The sequence below is a fragment of the bacterium genome (assembly GCA_030019025.1).
Lineage (GTDB): Bacteria > Hydrothermota > Hydrothermia > UBA1063 > UBA1063 > UBA1063.
Window position 1 is genome coordinate 1 of sequence record JASEFR010000038.1, and the last position, 12,424, is coordinate 12,424.

The 12,424-nt window shown below is 41.6% G+C and carries 14 protein-coding genes; 4 read left to right on the forward strand and 10 right to left on the reverse strand.

All coding sequences use genetic code 11. The features are described from left to right. Positions 1-48 precede the first annotated feature (48 nt). From QMD82_08090 to QMD82_08105, 4 genes are all read right to left on the reverse strand, one after another. Positions 49-426: a NifB/NifX family molybdenum-iron cluster-binding protein gene (locus tag QMD82_08090; protein MDI6851875.1), complete on the reverse strand. Its 378-nt coding sequence runs from the start codon at positions 424-426 to the stop codon at positions 49-51. Further along, positions 423-671, reverse strand: coding sequence for a DUF5320 domain-containing protein (locus QMD82_08095; GenBank protein MDI6851876.1), 249 nt, complete (start codon positions 669-671; stop codon positions 423-425). The genes QMD82_08090 and QMD82_08095 overlap by 4 nt, the downstream gene beginning before the upstream one ends. Before the next feature lies 1 nt (position 672). Next, the gene (locus QMD82_08100; GenBank protein ID MDI6851877.1) at positions 673-1,056 is read right to left on the reverse strand and encodes a PadR family transcriptional regulator; all 384 of its coding nucleotides are present in this window, start codon (positions 1,054-1,056) and stop codon (positions 673-675) included. A gap of 145 nt (positions 1,057-1,201) precedes the next feature. Next, a complete protein-coding gene (locus tag QMD82_08105; protein ID MDI6851878.1) occupies positions 1,202-2,017 on the reverse strand; it encodes an extracellular solute-binding protein in 816 nt (271 codons plus the stop codon). A gap of 218 nt (positions 2,018-2,235) precedes the next feature. On the opposite strand from QMD82_08105, the gene QMD82_08110 reads away from it, so the two are divergent. Beyond that, on the forward strand, positions 2,236-3,720 hold the full coding sequence (locus tag QMD82_08110; protein MDI6851879.1) for a sodium-dependent transporter: 1,485 nt from the start codon (positions 2,236-2,238) through the stop codon (positions 3,718-3,720). Between the two features lie 123 nt (positions 3,721-3,843). Here QMD82_08110 and QMD82_08115 read toward each other — a convergent pair whose 3' ends face one another. Then, positions 3,844-4,269 (reverse strand): RDD family protein, encoded by a 426-nt coding sequence (locus tag QMD82_08115; protein ID MDI6851880.1) that lies wholly within the window; start codon positions 4,267-4,269, stop codon positions 3,844-3,846. A gap of 120 nt (positions 4,270-4,389) precedes the next feature. Further along, entirely contained in the window at positions 4,390-4,908 is a 519-nt protein-coding gene (locus QMD82_08120) for a DJ-1/PfpI family protein (GenBank protein ID MDI6851881.1), read from the reverse strand. Between the two features lie 159 nt (positions 4,909-5,067). Here QMD82_08120 and QMD82_08125 point away from each other — a divergent pair, with 159 nt between their 5' ends. Genes QMD82_08125 through purB form a run of 3 tightly spaced genes read left to right on the forward strand, consistent with a single transcriptional unit; the run spans position 5,068 to position 7,921 of the window. Then, complete coding sequence (locus QMD82_08125) at positions 5,068-5,781, forward strand: UDP-2,3-diacylglucosamine diphosphatase (GenBank protein MDI6851882.1); 714 nt, start codon at positions 5,068-5,070, stop codon at positions 5,779-5,781. Between the two features lie 5 nt (positions 5,782-5,786). Beyond that, positions 5,787-6,620 (forward strand): signal peptide peptidase SppA, encoded by an 834-nt coding sequence (sppA, locus tag QMD82_08130; GenBank protein MDI6851883.1) that lies wholly within the window; start codon positions 5,787-5,789, stop codon positions 6,618-6,620. Next, positions 6,617-7,921, forward strand: a complete 1,305-nt coding sequence (gene purB / locus QMD82_08135; protein ID MDI6851884.1) for an adenylosuccinate lyase — start codon at positions 6,617-6,619, stop codon at positions 7,919-7,921. The genes sppA and purB overlap by 4 nt, the downstream gene beginning before the upstream one ends. Here the strand turns inward: purB and tsaD are convergent. From tsaD to QMD82_08155, 4 genes are read right to left on the reverse strand one after another with little or no spacing between them, the layout of a single operon-like run. Further along, entirely contained in the window at positions 7,918-8,907 is a 990-nt protein-coding gene (tsaD, locus tag QMD82_08140; GenBank protein MDI6851885.1) for a tRNA (adenosine(37)-N6)-threonylcarbamoyltransferase complex transferase subunit TsaD, read from the reverse strand. The two genes, purB and tsaD, sit on opposite strands and share 4 nt — an antisense overlap. 1 nt (position 8,908) lies before the next feature. Continuing rightward, positions 8,909-10,033, reverse strand: a complete 1,125-nt coding sequence (locus QMD82_08145) for an amidohydrolase (GenBank protein ID MDI6851886.1) — start codon at positions 10,031-10,033, stop codon at positions 8,909-8,911. Between the two features lie 9 nt (positions 10,034-10,042). After that, complete coding sequence (locus tag QMD82_08150) at positions 10,043-11,200, reverse strand: amidohydrolase (GenBank protein ID MDI6851887.1); 1,158 nt, start codon at positions 11,198-11,200, stop codon at positions 10,043-10,045. Then, positions 11,185-12,315 (reverse strand): amidohydrolase family protein, encoded by a 1,131-nt coding sequence (locus tag QMD82_08155; protein ID MDI6851888.1) that lies wholly within the window; start codon positions 12,313-12,315, stop codon positions 11,185-11,187. Before QMD82_08155 ends, QMD82_08150 begins: the two co-directional genes overlap by 16 nt. Positions 12,316-12,424 lie beyond the last annotated feature (109 nt).

Here is a 12,424-nt window from a genome sequence, read left to right on the forward strand (position 1 = left end):
GCCGACGCTTCAGCGTCGGCCTCGCCCTGTTGGATTAATCAATGAATTTCAGTGCAGGAGTTCCTCTATGTGAGGTAGTTTACCTTCAAGATACAGTTTTATAGATTCCATTACATCCACTTGGTCGGTTACGTAAACTTGTTTTCCCGCCGATTTCAGTTCTTCGTATATACTGGCTCCCATTCCACCGGAAATTACGATGTCAACACCTTTAAGAGCCTCAATAATTCTCTCATGTTTGGACCTTCTGGAGTGATGTTCTCCGTGGTGTTCACAATTACCGTGTTCGTTGCAGGGTTCTGAGTTTGGGACAAAGTTTACGGATTTTACTTCGTTATTTTCTACTTCTGCTATTACAAACCCCTTTGCCCTTCCGAAGTGCATAGAAAGGTTTTTGCCGTCATCTGAAGCGATGGCTATCTTCATAATTTTTTCTCCTGATCACTCTCCCTTTGTAGTTCTTCGAGCCTTCCTCTAATTATCTCAAGGTACTTTTCCAAAGCCTCTTTCTCAGCTTGAAGATATTCTTTTTCGTTAAAGAGATACCTCCAGCACCATCCGCGGGGACGAACAAATCCGGGATAGGCCCATCCTCGGCCCCATCCCCATCCTGGGCCACGGCCTGGGTACCATCCACCACCCGGATACCATCCATATCCTGCTCCGTACATGTTACACCTCCTGTTTTAAAAAATTTGTAATTTTTTCCAGAGTGCTTTTAAGTAATTCAATGTTGTTAATGAAATAATCCAGGGCTTTAAGGCCCTGTTCGGTTATTTTGTATACTCTCCTCGCAGGACCGCCAGAAACATCCCACTCTGAAGTAATAAGACCCATTTCCTCCATCACTCTAAGTATTCTATAACCCACGCCTCTCATCACGAGTCCACGGAAAGATGGTATTTCGGGAAAAAGTTCCTCAATCTTGGTGAAGATTTCGTATCCGTGCAGCGGATTTTGCGACAGAAATTTCAATATGAGGCCTTCCAGTAAAAATCCTGGTTGAAGGCCTTCAGCTTCCATTTCATGCCAGCATCTGCCCCATCTTTTTCTCATTGCACATATATTATAATTGCATATAGATGGAAAGTCAAGAGTTAAAGTCGCAAGTAAATCTTATTCAGAATCACAAGCCTACTGCATTGAATTTGACCTGTGCCCGGAGAATAATACCGTTTTTTCTAAAATAGCTGATATCAAATTATTGCAAGCTTTTAAAGTTGTACTTTTTTGTAAGGTCCTTTCCATATTTTTTCCAGAATTCAAGGAAGCTTCTTATTTCCTTTGTCTTTTTTGATTTTCTGTTAATGCAAAAGCCATATACAATGGGATCTCCGTGAATTACTTTTCCATTCTTCAGGGTTATGGAAAATTGCTTATAATAATCCTGAAGTTCAGGGTTTCCGAAATTAAGGGAATCACCAAGTTCAATGTAATGCAATTTTCTCGTAAGTGCTTCGTTTAAGTATAAAAAAGCATAATCCAGCTCACCCATTTCTAAGAGGTTTGCGACCTCAGAAGCCTTTGGCCTCACGTTTTTTTCCGAAGAGTTATTAAGGATTTTGTCTACTGTCTCCTTGCCGTACCTGATTTTCAGGATTTCCAGTACCAAAAGGGCTCTATAACCGCAGGGGTCCAGTTCCGGGTTTGATCTTCCGATCCGGACGTTTTTTCTTGTTAATATCTGAATCCAATTTTTCTCGTTAATCTCTTTGCTGTATATACTCTTATCTGTGTAAGCAAGAACCATCTCGTTGGAGGCAAAGGGATAAATTGTATCACAAAAGGTTCCCTTAATATCCTGAAGGAGGTTAAAGTCAGCAGAGAAAAAAATATCCCATTCCGCCCTCTTTTCCTTTATCAGATTGGTAAGGAAAAGGCTTCCGCCCGCCCTTCGCACGATTTCTATGCTTGTCTCCTCTTTGAATCTTTTTGATAGTTCGTCCATCATCGCCGATAGTGAACCAGCATGGAGTATCATAAGGCGTGTAAAAATTAACAAAACGAAAAGTTGCATAGGTTGAAATATTATAATGTATTGACAGAGAATCCAATAAGTAAAAATTCGAAGTTTGAGAATAAATTTAGGCTTTTTCAAAAACTTGAAAGGTTTCTTCCAAATTGCAGCAGAAATTTCTTTGCGTAATTTCTGCTTTGCCATCTATTGCCTTTGCTTGAAATTACATATGTGAACCATTATATTGTTTTCACCCTATTGCAAGCAAAGGAGGTGTTATGGAAGAACCAAAATGGGGTGGGAGGATATCTTTTGTTCTCGCCGCTATTGGATCTGCTATCGGACTTGGTAATATATGGAGATTCCCATATATTGCCTATAAATTTGGTGGAGGGGCTTTCCTCGTTGCCTACATCATAGTCTTGATCTTAATAGGTATACCTATGCTTCTTCTTGAATTTTCCATAGGTTACAGGTTTAAAGGTTCTGCTCCCTATTCTTTTGGAAAGTTGAGTAAAGAGAGAAAGATTTCTATCAATTTTGAGTGGCTTGGCTGGTTTGCTGTTCTCGTTGGGTTTGGTATTGTAACCTACTACTCTGTGATAATGGGGTGGTCCTTTGATTATCTCTTTTATTCACTCAAGACAGCCTGGGGTGAGAACACGAGGGAGTTTTTCTACCAAAAGGTTCTTGGGCTAACAAATAGTGTGTTTAATCTGGGTAAAATTAGCTGGCCTATTGTTATGGGCTTATTATTCAGCTGGATATGGATTGTCCTTTCCATCTGGAAAGGGGCAAAGACGGTTGGCAAGGTGGTTTATGTTACTGTTACAATGCCCTGGCTTCTTTTGCTAATTTTTGTGATCAGGGGGTTAACTTTGCCTGGTGCAATTCAGGGTGTGAATTACTACCTGACACCAGATTGGAAAGAGCTCCTGAACCCGGCACTCTGGCACGCGGCGATATCGCAGGTATTTTTCTCTTTGACCGTTGGCTTTGGAGTTATGATTGCCTATGCGAGCTTCTTGCCCGAGGGTTCCGATGTGGTGAATAATGCAATTCTTATTGCCTTGGCTGATGCCGCAACCGCTTTTGTTGCGGGCTTTGCAGTATTTTCTACCCTTGGCTATTACGCAAACCTTCAGGGTGTAGCGGTTTCGGAGGTAATGAAAAGTGGTCCCGAACTGGCCTTCGTAACCTATCCCACTATTATTTCAAAGCTTCCACTTTCTCCGTTTTTTGGAGTTTTATTCTTTTTGATGCTCTTAACCCTTGCCATTGATTCTGCATTTTCTTTAGTTGAGGCTTTTGTCGCTGCTCTGATGGACAAATTTGGTACTAAAAGGGAATTCGCGAATATTGGGGTTGCTTTGGTGGCTTTCCTCATTGGTATTTTCTACACCACTGGGGCAGGGCTTTATTGGCTCGATATCGTGGATTATTTTATGAACCACTTTGGGCTCTTCACGGTGGCCCTTTTAGAGAGTCTTGTAATAGGCTGGCTTTATGGTGCAGAAGATATGAGACAATTTGCTAACTCGGTTTCTGAGCGCTCAATAGGAAAGTGGTGGAATGTGTCTGTAAAGTTTATAGTGCCTGTGTCTTCCCTTTTAATTTTCGTATCTGCTCTTAGGGACAGAATTAGGGAACCTTACGGAGGTTATCCTCGTCTTGCTGAAGCCTTAGGAGGCTGGATAGTTTTAGGAGTTTTCTTGATTCTGTCAATATATTTAACAACTCGTAAAACGAAAAGGAGTTATTAAATGAATTGGCAGGGAATAATTGTTTTGATTGTGGTTTCTTTTATCCTTTTTGGTGGGATAATACAGGCCATTTACTACGCTAATAAGAAAGGTAAGTAGCTCAGCAGAAAAGATCTATTAAGCTTATATTTTTATATTAGCAGGCACAAGGAAAATGTAAATAGGGTAATTTTTCTGGTATCTTTTGTCCTGGCCAATGTAGTAAAAAGTTTCGGTGAGTGAGGGAGCCGATAGGGTTTTAGAAGATACTGCTTTAAGTCCCGTTATTAGAAGACCAATTGTACGCGAAAATAGAAAGAGCGGTATTGAAATGAAGATAAAATAAGTTAAAACCATGGAAACTACCAGCATAAGGAGTGATTTAAATCCATGTGTTTGGGATGAAAAGAGTCCCAGAGATTTGGCTGCTAAAACTGCTACAACAATGACGATGACCATATCAATCACTGTGGAGAATCTGCTGAGTATGAAATACTTTTTGTGAAGGTTATAAAGGCGAAGTTTCCTCTCGTTAGACTCAACGTTTTTTATCCAGCTTTCAAAATCCATGTTAAATCCTTATAATTGAAAAGCGATTGATATTGGCGACTATATTGAATACTCTACCCATTTTTGATAAGGATATCCTAACTCTGCAAAATTCTCTGTGCTTTTCACTGAGTGAGATTTTTACTTGCCCTGCAATGCTTTCAGAATCTCTTCAGCAAACTGCTTTGCGGCGTCGGGGCCGTTTCCTGTTATAATTCTACCATCCCTTTCAACGGACTTGCCAGTGTATGTTCCTCCACCTTTTGTTATTTCTTCGGAAGCTGATTTCCAGATGGTTGCCTTTTTACCTTTAAGGAGTCCTGCCCTTGCAAGGGTTCCTGGGGCAAGGCATATGGCAGCAAGAATTTTTGATTCATCTTCGAAGTATTTTAGGAGTTTCTCATGCAGTTTCTTATCATCCCAATAAACCGGTGATCCCATTCCCCCAACAAGGATAACTGCATCGTATTTGGAGAAGTCTTCATCATGAACCTTCACATCAGGCTTTACAAATGCGCCCAGCATTCCCTTTGCTGGTGTGGTATCGGTTGAGGCTATCGTCACTTTTACGCCGTTTTTCTCGAATATCTGCTTTGGCGTAAAGAGTTCCTCATCGCGGAAGTTTTCATGGGCAATGATCATCAGGACTTTTTTGTCCATTTTTTTTACCCCTCCTATTAATGATAAAAAAATTAAAAGCCTGACCATATTAAGATTATATCTTTTTATGCGCAACCTGTCAAGGGTTTTGTTTGTTTAGTAAGTGAAAAGAATCTTCCGGTACTTTTTAGTTCCCTTAGTGTTCCTTATACTTACTTTGTGATTCTCGTTCTGGGTGATTTACACATCGGAATAGGAAGGGAGGAGAAGTTAAGTAAGCTCAATCTCATATTTGAGAATTTTAAAGAACTTGATGCTGTTATATTTCTCGGTGATATTTTTGACTTTTACTTTGAGTGCCCTGAAAAGGTTGAAGAAGTTTACGGTTATTATCTTTCAGTCTTTAAACAGCTTGCCGGGACTACCACCGTTTTTTATATACAGGGGAACCACGATTTTTTTCCAATGCATAAATTGGAGCAGATTGGGGTTAAGATTATTTCCCGCGATTTAATTATGGAAAGACGCGGCAAAAGTATTTTTTTTACCCACGGTGACCTGTTATCCTTTAAAGGTAGGGTTACGAGGAGTTTCATAAGCCTCCCCCTGTGGCAAAGTTTGATGAAATTGTTACCTTGCAACTTAATTTATGCCATTGCAAGGAAAATCTCCGAGTGGTCAAGGAGGCGTTCTTCTGCCAGACCCTTGAAGAGGGAGAATTTCAAAAAAATAGAGGAGCTTTTAAGTAATTTTGATATCGTAATCACGGCCCATTTTCACAAACCAATTATCAATCGCTATGGTAATAAAATTTATGGAAATCCCGGCGATTGGCTACGCTATTTCACTTTTCTCACTTTAAATGGTGAATTCCTCACCCTTTGGGGATTTGATAATTCTTTGATTGTTAAGCTGGAAGAAGTTAAAATTTAGACATTATGAAGAGGAGATGGTGGTTGTGGCTTTTAATTGGAATTGGAATAGTTTATGTAATTGCAAGTTTTGCAATTACCGGTCTTGAACAAGGTCTGGCTGTCGTAAGGATCAGTGGAACCATTTCAAGTTCGAAGGAAGTGGTAAGGGAAATCGATGGATATTCTAAAAACCCAAGTGTAAAAGGCTTGCTTGTGATTATAAATTCGCCTGGTGGCGGAATTGTTCCTTCCGATGAGATATACAGAAGTATCCTTAGATTTAAGGAGAGCAGGAGGCCCGTAGTTGCTTACCTTGGGAGCGTTGCTGCATCTGGGGGATATTATATAGCATGTGCGTCCGACTATATTGTATCTCATCCCCTTAGCTTAACTGGTTCAATAGGAACGATTATTGAATACCCGGTGGTCAAAGGACTTCTCGATAAGATCGGGGTTGAGTTTGTGGTTATAAAATCAGGAAAGGCGAAGGATATTGCATCGCCGTTTAAGGAAATTTCCGATGAAGAACGAAGAATTTTGCAGAATATTATTGAGCAGGGGTATAACAACTTTGTTGACGTGGTTGCGAGGAGTAGAAACATTGAAAGGGATGAGGTTTTGGAAATTGCCGATGGTAGAGTTTTGACAGGTAATGATGCCTTTAAGGCGGGTCTTGTGGATACTGTTGGAGACGAGTTTTTTGCAAGAGAAAAACTTAAAGAGATGGCAAAGATCAGAGGTTCCGTTCGCTGGATTGAGAGGAAAAAGTTGCCGCTTTTTTTCAGGTATATGAACCCTGATGGGGTTTTTCACAACCCACTGGAAATTAAATTTGATTACAGGATGGTGTTTCAATGATTGAGAGATATTCAATTCCGGAAATAAGGGAAGTTTTTAAGGAGGAGAATAAGTACAAAAAGTGGGTCGAAATCGAGTTGACCCACCTTAAGGTTCTGGAGGAGGAAGGTGTAATCCCGCCAGGAAGTTATGAAGAAGTCGCAGAAAAGGTAAAGGATATTGACTTTGCGGAATTTGCAAAGCGAGCTAAGGAGATTGAAAAAGAAGTGGACCACGATGTAATTGCCTTCCTAATGGCCCTTGAGGAGAAAGTCGGGGAAAAGGGACGTTATCTCCACTATGGCCTTACTTCAAGCGATGTAGTGGATACTGCCAATGCATTGGTACTTAAAGAGGCAATAGAGAAACTTATTACTGAACTTGATGGGTTCATTGAAGAAGTAAAGAAGAAAGCGGTTGAATACAAGTATCTTCCTATCATGGGAAGAACTCACGGGGTTTTTGCGGAACCGACGAGCCTTGGCCTTAAATTCCTGTACTTTTACTCAGAACTTTTAAGGGCAAAAAATCGGTTGGAACTGGCTCTAAGGGAAATTTCCGTGGGTAAGATTTCCGGTGCTGTAGGTAACTATGTTTATCTTTCGCCAGAAATTGAGGAAAAGATTCTAAAAAGGCTTAATTTAAAACCAGAAAAGGTATCCACACAAATCGTCCCGAGGGACAGGCATGCCTTTATGATGTCACAGCTTGCAATCCTTGCTTCTTCCCTTGAGAGGTTTGCCACCGAAATAAGGCTTCTTCAAAGGACCGAGGTTAATGAGATCATGGAACCTTTTGGCAAAGGTCAAAGGGGTTCTTCCGCTATGCCCCACAAGAGGAATCCCATAAAGTCTGAGAGAATTTGTGGCCTTGCCAGACTTTTGAGAGGGTATCTAATTCCCGCCCTTGAGAACATTCCACTCTGGCACGAAAGGGATATTTCCCACTCTTCCAATGAAAGATACATTTTTGAAGATGCCATTTGTACTCTCTTTTATGTAATCAGGTTGATGAAGGGAATTATTGAGGGTATCGTAGTAAACAGGGAGAAAATTGAGGAGAATCTTAGAAAGTACGGCGATTTTTACTATTCCCAAGCCCTTCTTCTTGCCCTTGTGAGAAAGGGGTTTCCGAGAAAGGATGCATATGAGATTATTAAGAGGGTATCCCACAGATCCTTTGATGAAGGTGTGAGTTTGAAAGAGATGGTTTTATCCGATGCGGAACTCGGCAAAATATTCACACCTAAGGAAATTGACGAGATTTTTAAGACCAATTTTCTCAGAAATGTTGACGAAGTTTATAAGAGGTTCGGCCTTTAGCTGAAGATTAGTGAAGGATCCGCAGGTAGATCGAATCCGTCTCTTTTGCCTTTTTCAAGATAAAAAAGACCTACCGCCGCAATCATGGTTCCGTTATCCACGGTATACTGAGGTTCTGGGAATTCAACCCTAATATTCTTTAGTTCTTCGCTGAAAACCTTTCTAAGCCTTGAATTCATGCTCACTCCGCCTACAACTCCAAGATTTTTTACTCCCGTCTGTTCGATAGCGGTTTTAACCTTTTCAAGCAACATATCTACTACTGCTTCTTGGTAGGAAGCACAAAGGTTGCTGAGGTTTTCCTTCACGAATTGTTCCCCCTTCTCTTTTATAAGGTAAAGGGCTGATGTTTTTAGACCGCTGAAGCTGAAGTTTAAGCCATCCACCTTTGCTCTTGGAAAACGGTGAAAACCGGGGTCCCCAGTTTGAGAGAGTTTGTCAATGTGTGGTCCACCGGGGTATGGTAGCCCCACCATCTTGGCGAATTTGTCAAGGGCTTCACCCGCTGCGTCGTCTACGGTACCACCGAGAAACTTGTATTCACCGGGGTTTTTCATTAGTACAAGTTCTGTATGACCGCCACTTACGATGAGGAAAAGGTAGGGCTCTTCAGGAAGTTTTTTGTTAAGGAATAAGGAAAACATGTGGGCCTCTAAGTGATTAACTCCCACGAAGGGTTTTTCGTAAAAGTATGCCAATGATTTAGCAAAGGCGAGTCCCACGAGGAGAGACCCAACAAGACCAGGACCATGGGTAACCGCTATCCCATCAATGTCATTGAGGGTAAGATTAGCTTTCTTCAGGGCTTCTTCTGTCATAGGGAGTAGTAGTTTGGTGTGCATCCTTGAGGCAATTTCAGGGACCACTCCTCCAAAAATGCTGTGCTCAAGATGGGTTTTTGAAAGGTTAACCAGCACCTGGTATTCGTTGTTGACAATTCCTACCGCTGTTTCATCACAGGAGGTTTCTATGCCGAGGACAATCATTTTAAACGACTCTTACTCCATCAATAAAGACCATTTCAACCCTTGACATTATATCGAAGGGATGACCACTGAAAACCACAATGTCCGCGTCATAACCTTTTTTGATGTATCCCACTCTATCTGAAACTCCGAGAAATTCAGCGGGAGTTGATGTAATTGCCTTGAGGGCTGTGATTTCGTCCAGGCCCTCTTTGAAGCTCATGGCGGCATAAAGGTTAAGGTGGTATATAGCATTGAAGGGGTGATCGGATGTTATGGCGATAGGTATTCCGTGGGCTGATAATCGAGCAGGGTTTTCAAAACTTAGGTTTTTTGATTCGGGTTTTGAACTTACGCCAAAAAGGGGACCTACAACTATTCCTTTAACTTTTCCTTTGAGCTTTTCTACGATAAGGGGTGCGTCGCTGGCATGCTCCAGTATCATCTCAAATCCAAATTCTTCTTTGAGTCTGAGTGCAGTTTCTATGTCCTGAACAGAGTGGCAGTGGATTCTGCAAGGAATTTCTTTTCTTAGTACTTTTAAAATGTTTTCGAGCTTTGGGTCTTTTTCCTTCCTTTTCTTTTCTTCACCATATCTTTTTGCCTTTGTGAACCATTCCCTTATAATTGCGGCAGTAGCCATTCTTGTGGAAGGAAAGGACTTCTTTTCCCTGTAAGTGAGCTTGGGATTTTCTCCCAGCGCCATCTTTAAGCCTGCTTCTTTTTTCACTACGATTTCAGAAATGGGAGCGTTTTTAAGTTTTATGACTGAGCCTACCCCGCCTATAGGGTTTGCGCTTCCTGGGGTTATAAAAACGGTCGTAATCCCACTTCTTAAGGCCTTGTCAACGGCTGGGTCCAGAGGATTGTAAGCATCCAAAGCATAGAGGTGAGGAGTTGCGGGGTCTGTTGCTTCGTTAACATCGGAATACTCCCTTGGAGCCCCTTCGTCTCTCATTCCAATGTGGGTGTGGGGATCTATGAACCCCGGGAGAATGTATTTCCCTTTAAGATCTATGACTTCAACATTAGCAGGCAGGCGTTTCCTTCTTAAAACTTTCACGATTTTTCCATTTTCGATAAAGATTGCTCCATTTTCTATAAATTCCTCGCCGGTGAAGATTTTCCCACCAATAAGGACGATCATCAAGGCCTCCTAAATGTAAAGATCATCTCTTGTTTTATGATCGTACACGATCTTACCGTCAACAATGGTCGTCATCACGAGGAATCTCGGGTCAAAGATTTCTCTATCGGTGATTACGATGTCTGCATCCTTACCCTTCTTTAAGCTGCCGATTTTGTGGTCAAGGCCGAGGATCTTTGCACCGTTTATAGTTAAGGCTTTTAATGCGGTTTCTTCGGAAAGTCCATGCCTTACAGCTATTTGCGCCGAGTAGAAGAGACCATAATGGGGAAGAACGGGAAAATCGGTGGTGAAAGCAAAGAGAACCCCCTTTTCTTCATATATCCTCGCGGTTTCGGGAGTCCTGAATTTAAGTTCCTGTTTTATCCTCGTGGTAATAGTAGGGCCAAGGGCACAAGGTACTTCTTCCTTCGCAAGAATCTCGGCTATAAAGTGACCTTCGGTGGAGTGTTCTATTACAAATTTTATCCCAAATTCCTTCATTATTCTCAGGGCGGTGAGGATGTCATCTTCCCTGTGGGAGTGAATCCGAGCAGGATATTTGCCCTCAAAAAGCCCCACCAGAGGTTCAAGTTTAAAATCAAAGGCCTTTTTGTCTTTCTTTTTCTTTTCAATGTAATTAAGGGTGTCGAGAAGGGCTTTTCTCAGTATGGCAGCATTTCCAAGCCTTGTGGAGGGCATTTTCTTCTGAGAAGCATAAACTCTTTTTGGGTTTTCACCGAGCGCCATTTTGATTCCTGATGGATTAAGGAGAATTTGCCCTGTCGTCTTCGTGGCAACTCCCTGACCACCTATTACGTTGGCACTACCGGGCATTATGTTGACTGTCGTGACTCCGGAGGAAACAGCTTCTTTGAAGCCGTCGTCGTGGAAATTGATGCCGTCTATTGCTCTAACATGTGGAGTAACGGGGTCTGTTGCCTCATTTCCGTCAGAACCTTCGATATTAACTCCCTCTTCCCAAAGCCCCGTGTGGGTATGGATATCAATAAATCCGGGATAGATGTGTTTGCCTGTTGCGTCTATAACCTGAGCACCATTCGGTATTTCCATCCTTTCAGTAACATCTTCAATTTTTCCATTTTTTATGATTAAATAACCGCCATTGAGGGGAGCACCCTCCATTGTAAAAATTTTGCCGCCTTTTATAATTAAAAGTTTTTCCATACCATTTCTCCTTCTAACATATGGCCTACTACGTCTGATTTTTTTGTAAAGGGTTCATCGGAGAGGAAGACGAGGTTTGCTTTTTTACCCTTTTCAATGGTACCCGTCTCTTTATCAAGACCTAAGATTTTAGCAGGGTTGGTGGATATTGTCCGCAGTGCGTCGAGTTCAGAGATTCCTACCTTTACAAGAAGTACAGACTGGTGGTAGAGTAGATGAACTGGAACCGTTGGGTGGAAGGTGGTTAGAGCGAAGACAACACCTTTTTCGTACAAAGGGTAGAGATTCTTAACATAATGGTTTCTCTGGTGGTAAAGCCTACCAGCGATAAAGTAAGGCCCTGCAATGACGGGAATTTCTTCTTTTTTTATGAGGTCTGCAACCTGGAAGGAGTCTTCTGCTTCCTGAAGAATAATGTTAATGCCGTATTCCCTTTTTAATTCAATGGCTTTTTCGATTTCGTCTCTCGTATTGACAGAGACTTTGACGGGTAGTTCCCTGTGTAAAGCTTTAAGCAGTGTTTCCATTTCCAGGTCCTTTTCCTTTTCTTTCTTCCTTTCATAGTTTTTTGACTTCTCGAACTTTTCCCGAATCAGGGCAATGAGTCCCATCTTCGTTGAAGGATATTTTCCTTCTGATCTCCATCGAATTCGAGAGCTGTAATTCATATTTAGCTTGAGCGCAGACGGAAATAATCTTACCATCTCGTCGGCAAAATTACCTTTGCAGGCAAACACCCCTTCAAGACCTGAAAAAACTGCAGAATCTCCCGGTGATGAGACAAAGTAGGAGACACCGCCTTTTGCCGCATCCTTTATTCCGAGGTCTTTTGGATAAAAAGCATCAAGGCTTCTTAAAAATGGAAGGGATGGAGATGTGGCCTCATCGGAATCGTAATAGTTGAATCCTGCACCTTCTTCTGCAAGGCCTATTTGGGTTGCGGGGTCAATAAAGGATGGAATAATGACAAGCCTCTCTGCATCTATAATTTCTTTAGCAGAAGGCTTTGAGGTTGTAATGTCCTGTATTATTCCATCCTCAACCACTATATATCTGTTTTCAAGGGTTTCATTACCTTTTAAGGTAATGATTTTTCCTGCCTTAATGACTTTCATTGTTTCTCCTTTTTAATAATTTTTTAGTTTGCAACACGAACAATCAAAAAAGTGCGGGGCCCCCGCAGGGGGCCCCGCACAGGGTTTTCTTTGATTTTATTTTTATTTT

Excerpts from the sequence above, each read along its gene's own strand:
- QMD82_08100 (MDI6851877.1), bottom strand. The coding sequence starts at position 1,056 with ATGAGAAAAAGATGGGGCAGATGCTGGCATGAAATGGAAGCTGAAGGC.
- tsaD (MDI6851885.1), bottom strand. The coding sequence starts at position 8,907 with ATGATTGTCCTCGGCATAGAAACCTCCTGTGATGAAACAGCGGTAGGA.
- QMD82_08120 (MDI6851881.1), bottom strand. The coding sequence starts at position 4,908 with ATGGACAAAAAAGTCCTGATGATCATTGCCCATGAAAACTTCCGCGAT.
- QMD82_08110 (MDI6851879.1), top strand. The coding sequence starts at position 2,236 with ATGGAAGAACCAAAATGGGGTGGGAGGATATCTTTTGTTCTCGCCGCT.
- purB (MDI6851884.1), top strand. The coding sequence starts at position 6,617 with ATGATTGAGAGATATTCAATTCCGGAAATAAGGGAAGTTTTTAAGGAG.
- QMD82_08115 (MDI6851880.1), bottom strand. The coding sequence starts at position 4,269 with ATGGATTTTGAAAGCTGGATAAAAAACGTTGAGTCTAACGAGAGGAAA.
- QMD82_08105 (MDI6851878.1), bottom strand. The coding sequence starts at position 2,017 with ATGCAACTTTTCGTTTTGTTAATTTTTACACGCCTTATGATACTCCAT.
- QMD82_08095 (MDI6851876.1), bottom strand. The coding sequence starts at position 671 with ATGTACGGAGCAGGATATGGATGGTATCCGGGTGGTGGATGGTACCCA.
- QMD82_08150 (MDI6851887.1), bottom strand. The coding sequence starts at position 11,200 with ATGGAAAAACTTTTAATTATAAAAGGCGGCAAAATTTTTACAATGGAG.
- QMD82_08090 (MDI6851875.1), bottom strand. The coding sequence starts at position 426 with ATGAAGATAGCCATCGCTTCAGATGACGGCAAAAACCTTTCTATGCAC.
- QMD82_08155 (MDI6851888.1), bottom strand. The coding sequence starts at position 12,315 with ATGAAAGTCATTAAGGCAGGAAAAATCATTACCTTAAAAGGTAATGAA.
- QMD82_08145 (MDI6851886.1), bottom strand. The coding sequence starts at position 10,033 with ATGATCGTCCTTATTGGTGGGAAAATCTTCACCGGCGAGGAATTTATA.
- sppA (MDI6851883.1), top strand. The coding sequence starts at position 5,787 with ATGAAGAGGAGATGGTGGTTGTGGCTTTTAATTGGAATTGGAATAGTT.